The organism is Anaeromyxobacter sp. SG64 (genome assembly GCF_022690745.1).
Lineage (GTDB): Bacteria > Myxococcota > Myxococcia > Myxococcales > Anaeromyxobacteraceae > Anaeromyxobacter > Anaeromyxobacter soli.
This window is the reverse complement of the sequence record NZ_JALCZB010000011.1, coordinates 23,835-37,657: the sequence shown is the minus strand read 5'-3', so window position 1 is coordinate 37,657 and position 13,823 is coordinate 23,835. Positions and strand designations below refer to the sequence as shown.

Annotated in this window: 15 protein-coding genes and 1 tRNA gene; 13 read left to right on the top strand and 3 right to left on the bottom strand. The window is 70.7% G+C overall.

Features of this window, described 5'->3' with window-relative positions:
- The first annotated feature begins 5 nt into the window (after nt 1-5).
- Both MNZ29_RS05440 and MNZ29_RS05435 read left to right on the top strand, forming a co-directional pair.
- Nucleotides 6-392, top strand: a complete 387-nt coding sequence (locus tag MNZ29_RS05440) for a hypothetical protein (RefSeq protein WP_242333811.1) — start codon at nt 6-8, stop codon at nt 390-392.
- Between the two features lie 111 nt (nt 393-503).
- Nucleotides 504-1,040: an SRPBCC family protein gene (locus MNZ29_RS05435; RefSeq protein WP_242353496.1), complete on the top strand. Its 537-nt coding sequence runs from the start codon at nt 504-506 to the stop codon at nt 1,038-1,040.
- Between the two features lie 79 nt (nt 1,041-1,119).
- On the opposite strand, the gene MNZ29_RS05430 is transcribed toward MNZ29_RS05435, so the two are convergent.
- Nucleotides 1,120-2,190, bottom strand: coding sequence for a PAS domain-containing sensor histidine kinase (locus MNZ29_RS05430; protein WP_242333817.1), 1,071 nt, complete (start codon nt 2,188-2,190; stop codon nt 1,120-1,122).
- Between the two features lie 210 nt (nt 2,191-2,400).
- Here MNZ29_RS05430 and MNZ29_RS05425 point away from each other — a divergent pair, with 210 nt between their 5' ends.
- The 8 genes from MNZ29_RS05425 (at nt 2,401) to MNZ29_RS05390 (ending at nt 9,496) form a co-directional block, all read left to right on the top strand.
- Nucleotides 2,401-3,555, top strand: coding sequence for an ABC transporter substrate-binding protein (locus MNZ29_RS05425; RefSeq protein WP_242333820.1), 1,155 nt, complete (start codon nt 2,401-2,403; stop codon nt 3,553-3,555).
- A 201-nt stretch (nt 3,556-3,756) separates the two neighbouring features.
- Complete coding sequence (locus MNZ29_RS05420) at nt 3,757-4,182, top strand: DoxX family protein (RefSeq protein ID WP_242333823.1); 426 nt, start codon at nt 3,757-3,759, stop codon at nt 4,180-4,182.
- Nucleotides 4,183-4,350: 168 nt separating this feature from the next.
- Nucleotides 4,351-4,427: transfer RNA gene (locus MNZ29_RS05415), tRNA-Met, on the top strand.
- 335 nt (nt 4,428-4,762) lie between these two features.
- Nucleotides 4,763-4,915, top strand: coding sequence for a hypothetical protein (locus MNZ29_RS05410; RefSeq protein ID WP_242333826.1), 153 nt, complete (start codon nt 4,763-4,765; stop codon nt 4,913-4,915).
- Between the two features lie 206 nt (nt 4,916-5,121).
- The gene (locus MNZ29_RS05405; RefSeq protein WP_242333829.1) at nt 5,122-5,439 is read left to right on the top strand and encodes a hypothetical protein; all 318 of its coding nucleotides are present in this window, start codon (nt 5,122-5,124) and stop codon (nt 5,437-5,439) included.
- Nucleotides 5,440-6,721: 1,282 nt separating this feature from the next.
- The gene (locus MNZ29_RS05400; RefSeq protein ID WP_242333832.1) at nt 6,722-7,384 is read left to right on the top strand and encodes a hypothetical protein; all 663 of its coding nucleotides are present in this window, start codon (nt 6,722-6,724) and stop codon (nt 7,382-7,384) included.
- 153 nt (nt 7,385-7,537) lie between these two features.
- Nucleotides 7,538-8,632, top strand: coding sequence for a class I SAM-dependent methyltransferase (locus tag MNZ29_RS05395; protein WP_242333834.1), 1,095 nt, complete (start codon nt 7,538-7,540; stop codon nt 8,630-8,632).
- Nucleotides 8,633-9,007: 375 nt separating this feature from the next.
- Nucleotides 9,008-9,496 carry a hypothetical protein gene (locus MNZ29_RS05390; protein ID WP_242333836.1) on the top strand — a complete coding sequence of 163 codons (489 nt, stop codon included), beginning with the start codon at nt 9,008-9,010 and terminating at the stop codon, nt 9,494-9,496.
- Nucleotides 9,497-9,805: 309 nt separating this feature from the next.
- On the opposite strand, the gene MNZ29_RS05385 is transcribed toward MNZ29_RS05390, so the two are convergent.
- Nucleotides 9,806-10,372, bottom strand: coding sequence for a TMEM165/GDT1 family protein (locus MNZ29_RS05385; RefSeq protein ID WP_242333839.1), 567 nt, complete (start codon nt 10,370-10,372; stop codon nt 9,806-9,808).
- Between the two features lie 300 nt (nt 10,373-10,672).
- Nucleotides 10,673-11,056 (bottom strand): hypothetical protein, encoded by a 384-nt coding sequence (locus MNZ29_RS05380; protein ID WP_242353494.1) that lies wholly within the window; start codon nt 11,054-11,056, stop codon nt 10,673-10,675.
- A gap of 116 nt (nt 11,057-11,172) precedes the next feature.
- Here MNZ29_RS05380 and MNZ29_RS05375 point away from each other — a divergent pair, with 116 nt between their 5' ends.
- The 3 genes from MNZ29_RS05375 to MNZ29_RS05365 all read left to right on the top strand — a co-directional run bounded on the left by MNZ29_RS05375 (nt 11,173) and on the right by MNZ29_RS05365 (nt 13,809).
- Complete coding sequence (locus MNZ29_RS05375; protein WP_242353492.1) at nt 11,173-11,670, top strand: hypothetical protein; 498 nt, start codon at nt 11,173-11,175, stop codon at nt 11,668-11,670.
- 111 nt (nt 11,671-11,781) lie between these two features.
- Nucleotides 11,782-12,195, top strand: coding sequence for a DUF1801 domain-containing protein (locus MNZ29_RS05370; RefSeq protein ID WP_242333917.1), 414 nt, complete (start codon nt 11,782-11,784; stop codon nt 12,193-12,195).
- A 327-nt stretch (nt 12,196-12,522) separates the two neighbouring features.
- Complete coding sequence (locus tag MNZ29_RS05365) at nt 12,523-13,809, top strand: Hsp70 family protein (protein ID WP_242333848.1); 1,287 nt, start codon at nt 12,523-12,525, stop codon at nt 13,807-13,809.
- Nucleotides 13,810-13,823 lie beyond the last annotated feature (14 nt).

The following is a 13,823-nucleotide window of genomic DNA, read 5'->3' as shown; positions in this document are numbered from 1 at the left end:
GCGCGATGCGCGCCCTGACGACTCTCCTCGTGCTCGCGCCCGCGCTCCTCGCGGCCGGCTGCCGGACGGTGCGCTCCGAGCCCCACGAGGTGCCGGCCGTGATCGTCGAGCCGACCCCCGCGAGCCGCGCCGCGCTCGCCGCGGCCGTGAGCGCCGCCCTCCACGGTGCGCCGGTCACGCTCGCGGACGACGCGCTCACGCGGTCGAGCGCCCTCAGCGTCGAGCGAGCGCCGTTGCGCGATCCCTGCGGCCTGCCGGTCTCCGGACGCGAGCTCGGGATGCCCGAACGGTTTCGCCTCGTGATGCGCGGCGACGCGTGCCTGCTCGTGCACGAGGGCACCGGGCAGGCGGTGACGCTCGACTCGACGCGGTGCGTGCCGAGCGGGGACTGACGTTCGCTTCCCGCGCTCCCGCCGTTACGTCTCGAGCGGCGCGAGCGTGGCTCCCTCGCGCAGCCGGGCTCGCTCCGAGGGCGCGCCGCCGAGCGCGCGGGAGGCGTGACGATGCCGAGACGGATGTTCCCGCGCGCGAACGGCGCGCGCTCCGAGCGGCCCGCCGAGGGCGACCCCGAGCTCGGGTCCGGGCGCTCGGGCTCGCCGGTGCGGGTCACGATCTCGACGCACATCGACGCTGCAGCCGAGCAGGTGCTCGCGCTGTACGCGGACCCCGCCCGCTGGCCGACGATCTTCCCGGCGACCATCGTGGCGGCGCGCGTGGTGCGCGCCGAGGGCGGGGAGCTAGTCGTGGAGGTTCAGCACCGGCGCGAGGGCAAGGTGCCGAACCGGCTCCGCCAGGTCTCCCCCACCTGCCTCGCGCTCGAGGAGTCCAAGCGCCGCTACGACGCGACCTTCGTGAGCGAGTTCATCCCCGAGCCAGGCGGGATGCGCTACACGCTCCACGGAGCGGTGCGGATGAAGGGCGCCTACCGCCTCCTCTCCCCGTTCCTGCGGCCCGTCATGCGCGCGCAGATGCGCCGCTACGCGGTCGAGCCGCTCCGCGCCGCGGCCGAGCAGGAGGCGAGCGCCGCTCGCAGGAGCTGACGTTCGTCGGATCGCCCGGAGCCGCTCGATGGTCCGAGCGCGGCGCGGCGCACCCGACCCGGGCGCCGCGCAACCGCGCTCACGATCGCGGCAGCCGGAGCGTGAAGCGGGTCCCCTGCGCGTCGGACTCCGCGGTGAGCGCGCCGCGGTGCGCCTCGGCGATCGACCGCGCGATGTACAGGCCGAGCCCGAGGCCGGAGCGGTGCTCGCGGTCGGGCTGGTGGAACGGCTCGAACAGGCGCGGGAGCGTCTCGGGCGCGATCGGCGGACCGCGGTTCGCGTTCGCCACCACCAGGACGGCGTCGCCGCCGTCCGAGCGGAGCGTCACGCGCGCCGGGGGCGCGCCGTGCTCGATCGCGTTCGCCACGAGGTTGTGGACGAGCTGCTCGAGCCGGTCGCGATCCCAGAAGCCCGTGCACGCCGGACCGAGCGCGAGCTCGAGCGTCGCCGGCGTGTCGGAGACCGCGGCGTCGGTGGCGACCTCCTCGCACACCTCGCGGAGGTCGAACGAGCTCGGGTGGAGCGCCATCGTCCCCGACCGGCTCCGCGCGAAGTCGAGGAGCTGCGAGATGAGGCGTGTCATCCGGCTCACGCTCCGCACGGTCCGAGCGGCGATCCGCTGGACGTCGGGCTGCAGCGCCGCGGACGAGCGGAGGAGGAGATCGGCGCCGGTCCGGATGACGCCGAGGGGGCCGCGCAGGTCGTGGCCCAGCGCGGCGAGGAAGAGGTCGCGGTCCTGCTCGGCGCGCTGGAGCGCCTCGAGCGCGCGCTCGACGTTCACCTGGTCCGTGACCTTCAGCGTGAACGCGACCCCTCCGACGACCTTGCCGTCGTCCGCGATCACCGGCGTGAAGCCCCAGCGGTAATGAACGGTCTCCTCGCCCTCCCGGTGCGTGTAGTCCTGCCACTCGACCGGTCGGCCCGAGCGAAGGCGCTCCAGCTGCTCCCGCTCGGCAGCCACGCTCTCGGGCGTACCCCACACCTCGCTGGCCGTCTTCCCGACGACCTCCGAGGGCGAGCGGCGAGTCTGACGGCACCACTCCGCGTTCACCGCGCGGTGTCGCCCGTCCCGGTCGAGGATGGCGATCCCCACGGGGGCGTTTTGCAGGAGGGCGCGGACGAGCGGTGTGTCGAGGTCCAGGGAGGCCACCGCATGAGTCCTAAGGCCCGGCGGCCCCGCATGCATCGCCCCCGGGCGCTCTCGTGCCCGAGCGGGCAGCGAGGAGGCGGGAGCGAACCGTGGGTGGCCGGCAGCCTCCACGCAGATCCCGCGCGGGGCCCTCCTCGCGAGTGGGGCGGCGCGCGCGCACGGTCCGTCGCATGACTCCTGGTCGGTCTCTCTCTCTGGAGGTTCCTCGTGATGACGAAGCGTGTCGTTCCGCTCCTCGCAGCGCTCACCGCCGCCGCGCCCGCGGCGGCCGCGAACTCGGTGACGCTCGGGTTCGTGAACTCCGTGACCGGGCCTGAGGCACCCATCGGCGAGGCGCTCACGAACGGCGCCGACCTCGCGATCTCCGACCTCAAGGCGAAGGGCATCGACGTGAAGGCCATCCGCCAGGACGACACGGGGAAGCCTCAGGTCGCGATGAGCGCGACCGAGCAGCTCGTGTCCGGCGACGAGGTGCCCGCCATCGTCGGCCCGTACTCGTCGGCGCCCGCGAACGCGATGGCGAAGCTCGCGCAGCAGTACAAGGTTCCGCTCCTCATCCCGGTGGCGTCCAAGGAGGACATCACGCGGCAGGGGTACGACTGGGTGTTCCGGCTCTGCGCCCCCGCGCACGAGTACGCGGAGACGCTCCTCGACGCGGTCCTCGCGGCCGGGAAGCCCAAGACGATCGCCTTCATCTACGAGTCGACCGACTTCGGCACGTCCGTGAGCACGCTCGGCAAGGACCTGGCGCAGAAGAAGGGGCTCAAGGTCGTGGCGGACGAGGCCTACCAGAAGGGCGCGCCCGACTACCGCTCCACGCTCACGAAGATCAGGGCGCAGAACCCGGACCTCGTCTTCATGGTCTCGTACGTGGCCGACGCCATCCTGCTCATGCGCCAGTCGCGCGAGGTGGGCCTGAAGCCCCAGGCGTTCCTCGGCGGCGGCGCCGGGTTCGACACCGCGCAGTTCGAGAGCGAGAAGGACATCTCGACGAACGTGTTCTCCGTGACGCAGTGGACGCCGGACACCGGCTGGCCGGGGGCCGCCGACTTCGCGAAGCGCTACGAGGCGCGGTTCAAGAAGCGGCCGACCTACCACGCGGCGACCGCGTACGCAGCGATGACCATCATGGCGGAGACCGTCGCGAAGGTCGGACCCGACCGGAAGAAGATCCGCGACGCCCTCGCGACGGGCACCTGGTCGAGCATCATGGGCGACGTGAAGTTCCAGACGTACGAGGGCTTCACGAACCAGAACCAGCACAAGATGCCGGTCATCCAGTACCAGGGCGGCAAGGCCGTCACGGTCTACCCGCCGCAGATCGCGAAGGCGAAGCCGGTCTACCCGTTCCCGGGCTGGAAGTGAGGCGGCGCCCCGGCGCGTGAGCTCCGTCGTTCGCGGCGCCGTCGCCTCGCGCGCACGGCGCCGCGGACCGGAGGCTCCACCTTTCGCCGCCCGGGCGTGATCCTCTCGATGCGGCTCATCGAGAGGCGCCGGCGGCCCGTGTCGATCTTCAGGCCTCGCGTTCGTCGCGAGGGTGAACCTCGGTGAGCCGCGGAGGACCCCTTGAACGTTCCCGGTCCGGACACGCGCTGGCGATCCTGGACGCCGCAGTTGCTCAGCGTCCTCAGGATCGTCACCGCCTTTCTCTTCATTCAGGTGGGGACGGCCAAGCTGTTCGCGTTCCCGGGCGCCATCATGCCGGAGGGGGGAACGGCGCCGGTCGCGTCGCTGGCGGGCATCGCCGGCGTGCTGGAGACGTTCGGCGGCCTCCTGCTGCTCGTCGGGCTCTACACCCGGCCCGTCGCGTTCCTGCTCTCCGGTGAGATGGCGGTCGCGTACTTCTACGCGCACGCCCCGCAGGGCTTCTGGCCGGTGCTCAACCAGGGCGCGCCCGCAGCCCTGTATGCGTTCCTGTTCCTGTACCTCTCCGCGGCCGGCGGCGGACCCTGGAGCCTCGACGCGTTTCGCCGCCGCGAAGGGAAGGCCTAGCGAGATCATCGCGCCGCCCGCAGGGCTCGACGAGAGAGCGCCCGCTGCGGGCGCCCGCTCTCTCCGCCGCAGCCGCGGGCGCAGCGCCGCGAGCACGCCGCTCGAAAACTCTTGACCCCACCCCGGTTCGCCAGTAGAAACGCGCCTCGTTTCGACCTTCCCAACTGACGCGGGGTGGAGCAGCCAGGTAGCTCGTCGGGCTCATAACCCGAAGGTCGCAGGTTCAAATCCTGCCCCCGCAACCAACCGAACGCCGGTCCAGCTCACTGGGCCGGCGTTCTCGTTTTGGGACGCGCGGCGGCGCTCGCGCAGGCGCTCCCGGGACCCGGCGACGGACTCGCGCGTGCTCGCCGTCTGCGGCACCGGCGCGCTGCTCGTCGCGGCGATCGGGCTGAACCTCGTGCTCGCGGGGATCGGCGTCGAGGACCGGCGCCGGTCGGGGCGATGCTGCCCGCACTGGTGATCGCTCCGTTACTGCAGGTCGTGCTCGCCGGCGGGTGACGGTCGGTCCAACACGGGCAAGATCATCATCGCGTCCGATGCCCTGTACACGGCGACGAAGTACGGCCCTCCCCTCCGCATGCCGGGGATCGTCTACGACACGCTTGGTTACGTCCGTACCGCGAAGCGACTCAGGGAGCTGGCCAACCGCGAGAAGGCGACGATCTGGTTCGGCCACGGGAAGGCCCAGTTTGCGACGCTGATGAAGTCGCACCAGGGCTTCTACGACTGAACACGCGCCAGCTGTCGCCGTCGCGGTGCAGTCGGGGAACACCGAGCGAGCTGACAGTTCCCGATGTGCGCGCGTACGCACCCGCCGCGACGCCGATTCGCATCGCGAGGGGAATGGCCGAGCGCACTCCGCGTTGCAAGCTGGGCAGGCGTCGCGCCGAGCCGAAGAGACGCGACCTTCAACCCCCATCCTCGAGGAGTCCACACGTGACCAAGACGATCTCGGCGGCTGCGCTTCTGACGATGATCTCGCTCGGATCCCCCGCTCTCGCCCAGGAGCCGGCCAAGGCGGAGGCGCCGGCCGCCGCGCCTGCGCAGGCGGAACCCGGCGCCGTCCAGCCCGACGCCGCTCAGCCCGGCGAAGCCGCGCGCGCCGACGCCGCGCCGGACGTGAAGCCTGCGGAGGCAGCCCCGGTCGCGCCCGCGAAGGAGGCGAAGCCGGCGAAGACGACGAACCAGTCGAAGAAGAAGGCCCCGAAGAAGGCCCAGGCCAAGCCGGCCGAGGCGGTCCCGTCGGCGAAGTAGTCGCGGACACGCATCGTGGCGGGGCGGTGCAGCGGCTGCCGATTGCAGCACCGCGACCATCCAGGCGCCGGCCCAGTTCGCTGGGCCGGCGTTCTTCTTTTGGGCGACGTCGTACTCGATTCAGTCGCGAGACTCGAGCTCGTCGGCGCGCGAGAGCTCTCCGCGGTCGCGCGCACATCGGGCGCGTCGCGACACGATTGGATGTCAGCGCGCCGTGTCCGCCGGCGACGGACGTGTTGCCCTGAAACGCCGCGCTCGTCGCTCCAGCTCGCGCTTGCCGAGCGGGTGACGGACGGTCGCTCCCGCCGCCGTATCACCCGACTCGCGCGAGCGACGCGGCGGGCAGCCGGGGTAAGCGTGTGGCACTTGAAATCGTCCTCGGACCGGCGTGGCGCGCGGGCTCACTCGGGAAGGACATCGAGCTGACCACATACCAAGGTCGCGTTACGTTCCGTTCGATCGGTGCTGACAGCGATGCGCTTCTCCAGACACTTGACGAGCTCTACGGCACGAACTTGAGCCTGTCTTCCTCCGGAGCGGGCACCGACGGGCGCTCATCGCTCTCGCGCGAAGGTCGCGCCGATTCGCAGGCGCCGATATCAAGGGAAACCCCATCTCCCCCGCAGGTGTGGCGCGCGCGCTGCGACTGCCGCTGCCGGGTCATTTCGGCGCCGCAGCCGCTGGCCACCTTGCGTGCCCTCACCCGGAGGGCGGCTCGAAAGCGAGGTCAGCCCGCCGGTTCGGGCAGCGCCGCGTCGGCTCGCAACCGCCAGCGTCCAGCCGTGCCGCGTTTCCGGACCACGAGATGGCGTTCGGTAGGCGTTGGCCGGGGACTCCGCCTGCCTGGACGATGACCTGTTCGGCCCGCGTGACTTCCCGCGACGAATGCCGCGTCTGGCATTTTTGAAATTGAAGACGGTCGCGGCTGCGCATTGGCCGCCCCTATGGCGCGCGCGAACTTCGCCGCTCCCCGACGCCAGCGTGACCGCGGGCGGGGCCGCTCCAGGAGCTTCACACAGCGAAGAACTCTGCTGAGCGAGGCCTTACTCGTCCTCGATGGCTTCGGGGTTTTGCTCCGAGCTCCGGGGTTGGCCCGGAGGCGCGGGAGGGCACCGGGTTTCCGGGGCGCGCCCTGCGGTGGTGGCGTATCATCGCGTCACGTGGTGTGAACGCGCGGCTCCGCTCGCCCGAGGGCCGCGCCCGTTTACGAAGGGGACACGGCATGAACGGGATGAGGGTCGCTCGCGCTCTCCGCGCTCGCACGCACGGGCCAGAATCCAGGATGAGCCGCGCCCTGTCACTGTCGATCCTGCTCGCGCTCGTGCTCGGCTGCGCGGAGCCCCCTCGCAGCGAGGCGACGGTCCCGGCGGTGTGCGCTCCGCAGGCGAGCCTGAGCTGCGTCGACGACCACCTTTACGACGTCGATTCCTGCGGGAAGGTGGATGCCGCGCCGGCGTCGACGTGCATCTGCCCCTGCGCTCAAGGCGGGACCGGGTGCCCGCGATGGATCGAGCCGGCACTCCTCACGCCCTGGGCGTCGTGCAACGTCGCCACGTCGTGCCTGCACGTGGAGGACGTGCACTGCGGCGAGCTCTCCGGCGAGTGGGTGCACGGGTATCGTATGGTGAACGTCTGCGACTTCCCGATCCGGTGTTACGCGTACCAGCGGACCGACACGACGATGAGGATGCTCGACGGCGGGCTCCTGGAAGAGGTCTGGAGGCAGTACTCCGGTCCGCCGTGGGTGCCGGAGCTCGATCCCGGGCAGCAGGAGTTCGGGCTGCGGTTCAGCTTCGCCACCGAGGAAGCGTGCCGAACTGTGTGGGACGCTCCGACGGTGACGGAGCTCAGCTACCACGTGTGCGTGCGGGCCGACGATCCGGTCGCGACGTGCCTGCCGGACCTCAGCGATCCCCTCGTCGACCTCTCGCCGGTCTGCCCGTAGGCCCAAACGCGAACGGCGCAGCGACGTGGCCCCCGGGTCAAGCCTGGTTGGCTTCGATATGGCGTCCGAGGCGGCGCTCGACCGACCTCCTGCCGGCACCGTCATGGCTGTGGCGTTGCGCCGCGCCTAGATCCCGCGGCTAGGAGGGCGGCCATGGAGCAGCAGCATGCGGCATCCACGCGGGCCACACCGGACCCGCAGGCGGTGGAGGCGTTCGGGAGCCGACTCGTCGCCATGCTCGACGACGCCGGGACGGCGCTCATGACCTCGATCGGCCACCGCACGGGGCTCTTCGACGCGATGGCGCGCCTGCCGCCCGCGACGAGCGAGGAGCTCGCGCGCGAGGCGCGGCTGGACGAGCGGTACGTTCGCGAGTGGCTCGGCGCGATGACGACGGCGAGGATGGTCGAGTACGAGCCGCGAGGCGGACGGTACCGCCTGCCCGCCGCGCACGCGGCGCTCCTCACGCGCGCCGCCACGCCCAACAACGTCGCGGTCTACGCCCAGTACGTGGCGCTGCTCGGGTCCGTCGAGGACAGGATCGTCGAATGCTTCCGCAGAGGGAGCGGCGTCCCGTACTCCGCGTTCGACCGCTTCCACGAGGTGATGGCGGAGGACAGCGGGCAGAGCGTCGTGGGCGCGATCGAAGCGATCGTCGCCCTCGTGCCCGGGCTCGAGGAGGACCTGCGGAGCGGGATCTCCGTCCTCGACGTGGGCTGCGGCTCAGGGCGGGCGCTCGTCGCGCTCGCGCGGGCGTACCCGCGGAGCCGGTTCACGGGGCACGACTTCTCAGAGGAGGCGATCCGCGCTGCGCGCGCAGCCGCCGCCGAGCAGGGGCTCACCAACGTCGCGTTCGAGGTGCGGGACGCCGCCGGGGCGGTCGGCGACGAGCGGTACGAGCTCGTCACCGCGTTCGACGCGATCCACGACCAGGCCGATCCCGCCGGCGCACTGCGCGCGATCCAGCGGCGTCTCGCGCCGGACGGGATCTTCCTGATGCAGGACATCCGCGCGTCGAGCGCCCTCGAGCGGAACGTCGATCACCCGCTCGCGCCGTTCCTCTATGCCGTGTCGGTCATGCACTGCATGACCGTCTCGCTCGCGCAGGGCGGGGCCGGGCTCGGGACGATGTGGGGCGAGGAGCGCGCCCGGGCGATGCTTGCGGATGCCGGCTTCGGCGAGGTGTCGGTCCACACGCTGCCGCACGACATCCAGAACTGTTTCTTCGTGGTGCACGCGGCTGGGTGACGGACGCGCCCAAGGGTTCAGTCGTCAAAAGTGGGAAGTGGAAGGTCTTGACCCTCGGTCGACTCGCATCGAGCAGTGTAGGGGGCCTAACCAGCCGACCGCCTGAACCCGACCCGCGCGAACGTCTTCCAACTCGTCGAACACCGGGCGGTCCTTCGCTCTCCGACCTCCTCGTATACGGGTGGGCTCGTAAGTAGCCCGCGCGCCACGACGAGGCGCTTCACGAGGGCCCGCCGGTGCCTAGCGGATGAGCCGGCGAGGTCTCGCTACCAGCACGGACAGGCGTACAAGGCACGGTGCCGCAACCCCAGATGATCGATACCCCGCTGCGACGGAGCCGCGCGTAATTCGTAGGGCCAAACGCGGAGGTGACCGATGAGGCGCGTGATCTGGGCGATGGGGGCTGCGCTCCTGCTCGTTGCTTGCGGACAGGAGGTGGCGCAGGAACAGGGCGTGGGGCTGGATCAGCAATCAGAAGCGCTGACGGTCGAGCCGGCCGGTATCGCAACGAATCCGCATTGCGCGAAGGTGGGTCACATCTACTGGTGCTACGACCCGGACTACAGCACCGCCTCAACGGTCGGGTGCACGGACATGTGTGCATCGATCGGACAGCGCCTGATGCGCAATGACTCGAAGTGGTTCAACGCGCAAAACTCGTTGGCTGAATGCAACGCGATTGCGACCGCTCTCGGGCTCACGACGGACGTCGCCAATTCCTACAGCAGCTATGCGTACGCATGCGCCGAGTACCTCCCTACGCTGGGCGCCCGGATGCTGCAGTGCTCTTCGGATTCGACCTGCCCGGACAGCGTGAAGACCGCTCACGACGGCGGCCAGGGGCTGGTCTGTCCTTGCCATTGACGGGTCTCGTCACGACGGAACACCGTGTGTTGCACTCGCGGCGCAACCTCGTGCTGCGGGTGCAGCCGCTGCCGGCCCAAACGGCCCGCCTCGCGTTCGACGCCGAGCACCTGTGATTGCGCGCCACCTGAGCCCACGACAGGCCCTGCTCGGGCAGCCGCTGGACGTGGATGCGCGCCAGACGCAAGTGGCGGTTGCGTCATCATCGGCCTCAAGAACAAGCTCCGCACGCGTGGCGTGCAGGCGGCTCCAGACGACGGCCGCCGATTCGACGGCCCCTCGGCGAGGAGGGAGGGCGCGTGCGTCGAGTCACGCGCCCTGGGTCGCCGTCCACGCGGAGGCGGCGCCGAACGCGAAGAACAGGCCGGCGGCTCCGATTCGGATCCACCTCATGGGCGCGCGCTCCGCGAGCCGCTCTCCGAGGAACACGGCGAGACCGTCCGACGCGAGCATCCCGAGCGTCGTGCCCGTGGTGACGAGCAGGACTGACCCGAACCGCGCGGCCAGGGCGACGGTCGCGAGCTGCGTCTTGTCCCCCATCTCCGCGAGGAAGAACAGGAACGTCGTCGTGAGAAACGGGCCGAAGCGATCCGGCCGCGCGTTCTCCTCGAGCGTGTCCGGCTTCAAGGTCCAGAGCCCGAACGCGATGAACGTCGCTGCGAGGATCCCCGCCATGACCCGCGGCGGGACGTGCGCCGACGCCCACGTCCCCACGGTCGACGCGAGCGCGTGGTTGAGGAGGGTCGCCGCGAGGATCCCGCCCATCACGACCCACGGCCGGCGGTACTTGGTCGCGAGCGAAAACGCGAGGAGCTGAGTCTTGTCGCCCATCTCGCTGATGGCGACCAGGAAGAAGGAGCTGACGATCGCTTCCAAGTACGACTCCCGGCGGGCGTGCCCGCGTAAAGTGGCTGGCCGGGGTCGGATGCGGCGGACGAACGACCTCGGCCAGGGTGTGGTTACCCCGTCCGAAGGTCTCGTTCGTCTCGCGCGTGGCGAGGTGGGGGACCGGCCCGAAGGCGGTGTGTCGATCACCCCTCCGCCGCTCGTGCGGCGGGAACTACTCCCCTTGCGACCGCGGAACGTAACAGCGGTCGGGGCGTGACGGCAACCGCTTCGTTCCGACGCTCCCGGATGAAGTCGCGTCGCTCATCAGGCCTGGTGCGGAACGCCCGATCATCCAACCAGCGGCTGGGTCGCGTTCCGCGCGTGGCTCCGGAGCGCTGCGGCGGTCCAGAGCGCGCCGGCGAAGTCGATCACGCCGACCAGGATGAGGATCGGCTTGGCGAGCCCGGCGAGTACGAACGCGACCAGGAAGACGAGCACCGCCATGCGCGCGTGAACGGTGAGCCGCGCATGGGGGAGGAACTCCTCGCGCCCGAGCCGGACATTGAAGTAGGCGATGACGAGCACCAGCACCCCGACGACGCGGATCCAGACCTCCTCGGTTGGCGGCAGGCCGAAGATCCCGAGCAGGATGTTCGGAATGAGGACGAGCCCAATTCCGAAGCCCGCGAGATACCAGCCGAAGACGATGAGTGAACGAGCGACTCCGGACATGTACGCCTCCCATGGACGAACACGACACGCTAGCAGGAGAGCGCACGATGTGCCGCATCGGGGCGGATCGAGCAGGACTCCGGGCGCCAGCACCGACTCGACCGCGAGCCTGGAAGATGGTCCGCAGTGGGTCTGGAAGTTTCCTGGCTGGTGACCTCGCCGCCGCGAAGGCGACGTGTGAAGCCTGGCTCAAGGCCGTCGAAGGCCACACGCGAGCCGAAGGTCACAAATGCCTCGCGAACGTCGAGGTCGGGCTCGCAGCGCGCGCGGCCGGTGACGCGAAGGCGGATGGCCGGGGCGGCGCGGACCAGGAGCTCGCGGGCTTCCGTCGCGCCGTGAAGCACCTCGACGCGGCCATCGAGCTCGCGCCCGGCGACCTGAGCATCCATCAAGGGAGGCTCCACCTGCTCCGGATGGCGGGGCTGATGGCAGAGATGACGACCGCGCTGGAGGACAGCATCCGGCGTCATCCGGGATCGGATTGGCTCGGCGTGGAAAGCCTATCCGCGCGAGTACTACCAGAGCGTGGCGACCGCAAGCGCGCGTGCGAGCTCCAGCGGAAGGCGTCGTGTCCGTCGCAGACGGCGTGCGTGGTGTTGCCGGCGAGTCGCTGACGCGGAGGCGCCCGCAAAGATGTCGTGTCTCACGACGTCGCCCATTATGAGGAGGCGTTCATCCGGCCGCTCCACGGGCAACGCGGCCTGTCGCGAACGAAGGGCGGGACGATGAAGAGTCATTCACAGGCAGCAGGCGAGGCGGCCTCGAGACTCATCAGCGAAAGGATCGCCGAGCTGGGTGACTGGAGAGGCGATACGCTTGCGAGGATGCGTGCCCTCATCAGGGAGGCCGACCCTGAGGTCGTGGAAGAGTGGAAGTGGATGGGGACCCCGGTGTGGTCCCATGACGGGGGCATCTGCACGGGAGAGTCGTACAAGTCGACGGTGAAGCTGACCTTCTTCAAGGGCGCTTCGTTGAAAGATCCTGCCAAGCTCTTCAACTCGAGCCTCGACGGGAACGCAAGGCGCGCCATCGACATTCACGAGGGTGAGGAGGTCGACGCGAATGCGTTCAAGGCGCTCATCCGCGCGGCCGTCGCTCTCAATGGTTCTGGCGGAAAGAAGTCCCCCCGACGCAAGTGAGCATCTCGGGGAGTCCCACCCTGAACAGGTCCGGTGTCGGGCCCGGCAGAAGAAGCTCGCGGAGCTCCTCCAGCCAGCGAGTCCAGCTCGCGCACGACAACGGTTGGCGGCGTCGCCGGCGACGGGTTATCAAGTGCGACCCGCGCCACGAATCCCTCAGAGAAGGTCACCTCGCGCCCCCGCACCCCCTCTCGATCGGCACGGTCACGTCGCTGGCCGGGCAGCCGCTCTCGCGCCTCGGAACGTGCTCGCCCCTGCTGGCCGGGCGTCCGGCGGACGCGGGTCGGAAGAGACGAGGTCGCCGCGGCGGGCGCGCCGGAGAGCCGCATGCCCCATCTTCCGACGCTCTACGCCATCGACTTCGGCACGAGCAACTCGCTCCTCGCCGCCGCGAACGGGGATCGGGTGTTCGACCCGGTGCCGCTCGATCCCGACGCGTCCGATCCGACGATCCTGCGGAGCATCCTCTGCTTCCCCGACGCCGGCGGGGTGTTCGTAGGCGGCGAGGCGCTTCGCCAGTTCGTCGAGCACGGCGGCGAAGCCCGCCTGCTGCGCTCCATCAAGCACCACCTCGGCTCGCGATCCTTCCGCGGGACGATCCTCCGCGGGCGCCTCGTCTCCGCGGAGGAGCTGGTCGCCGCCCTGCTGCGCCACATGCGCGTGCGGGCCGACGCGCACTTCGGGACGGAGGTGCGGCGGGCGCTCCTGGGGCGCCCGGTCCACTTCGACGGAGAGGACGACGCCTTCGCCGAGGCCCGGCTCCGCAAGGCGGCGGAGCTCGCCGGCTTCGAGGAGGTCCACTTCCTGCCCGAGCCGGTCGCCGCGGCGCGCGCGTTCGGCGCCGCCGCGCAGCGCGAGGAGCTGGCGCTGATCGGCGACTTCGGCGGCGGCACCTCGGACTTCACCGTGCTCCGCATCGGGCCCCGCGCGCTCGAGCGAGGCGACGTGCTCGCCGTGGGCGGCGTGGCGGTCGCGGGCGACGCGCTCGACGCTTCGCTGATGCGGGCACAGGTCGGCCGGCACTTCGGCGCGGAGGTGCAGTACCGGGCGCCGTTCGGGAACAACGTCCTGCGGATGCCTCGGGGGATCGTGCAGCACCTCTGCTCCCCCGCGCACCTGTCGATCCTCCAGCGGCGCGACATCGCCAGCTTCCTCGCCGACGTGCGGCGGTGGTCGCTCTCCGAGGACGATCGCCGCTCCATGGATCAGCTCGCGATCCTCGTGGAGGACACGCAGGGCTTCCATCTGTTCGAGGCGATCGAGCGCGCGAAGCGCACGCTCTCCTCGGCGACGAAGTCCGAGATCGTGTTCTCCTACCCTGGCATCGAGGTGCGGGAGCGGGTCACGCGCGCGGGCTTCGAGGAGGCGAGCGGCCGGGAGGTGGACGCGATCCTGGGCAGCCTGGACGAGACGGTGCGCGCGGCCGGGGTGGAGCCCGCGGACATCGGCGTCGTCTGCTGCACCGGCGGCACCGCGAAGGTCCCCCGGATCGCCGCCGAGATCCGCCGCCGGCTGCCCGCGGCGCGCATGGAGCAGTTCAAGGGCTTCCACTCCGTGGTGGAGGGTCTCGCGCAGGAGGCGCGTGAGGTGGCGCGGCGCGGCCGCGACGCCTGAGCACGCTTCTCCAT

Coding starts and splice junctions, on each gene's coding strand:
- MNZ29_RS05425 (WP_242333820.1), top strand. CDS start 2,401: ATGACGAAGCGTGTCGTTCCGCTCCTCGCAGCGCTCACCGCCGCCGCG.
- MNZ29_RS05395 (WP_242333834.1), top strand. CDS start 7,538: ATGGAGCAGCAGCATGCGGCATCCACGCGGGCCACACCGGACCCGCAG.
- MNZ29_RS05400 (WP_242333832.1), top strand. CDS start 6,722: ATGAGCCGCGCCCTGTCACTGTCGATCCTGCTCGCGCTCGTGCTCGGC.
- MNZ29_RS05440 (WP_242333811.1), top strand. CDS start 6: ATGCGCGCCCTGACGACTCTCCTCGTGCTCGCGCCCGCGCTCCTCGCG.
- MNZ29_RS05375 (WP_242353492.1), top strand. CDS start 11,173: ATGGTCCGCAGTGGGTCTGGAAGTTTCCTGGCTGGTGACCTCGCCGCC.
- MNZ29_RS05365 (WP_242333848.1), top strand. CDS start 12,523: ATGCCCCATCTTCCGACGCTCTACGCCATCGACTTCGGCACGAGCAAC.
- MNZ29_RS05435 (WP_242353496.1), top strand. CDS start 504: ATGCCGAGACGGATGTTCCCGCGCGCGAACGGCGCGCGCTCCGAGCGG.
- MNZ29_RS05410 (WP_242333826.1), top strand. CDS start 4,763: ATGCCGGGGATCGTCTACGACACGCTTGGTTACGTCCGTACCGCGAAG.
- MNZ29_RS05390 (WP_242333836.1), top strand. CDS start 9,008: ATGAGGCGCGTGATCTGGGCGATGGGGGCTGCGCTCCTGCTCGTTGCT.
- MNZ29_RS05380 (WP_242353494.1), bottom strand. CDS start 11,056: ATGTCCGGAGTCGCTCGTTCACTCATCGTCTTCGGCTGGTATCTCGCG.
- MNZ29_RS05370 (WP_242333917.1), top strand. CDS start 11,782: ATGAAGAGTCATTCACAGGCAGCAGGCGAGGCGGCCTCGAGACTCATC.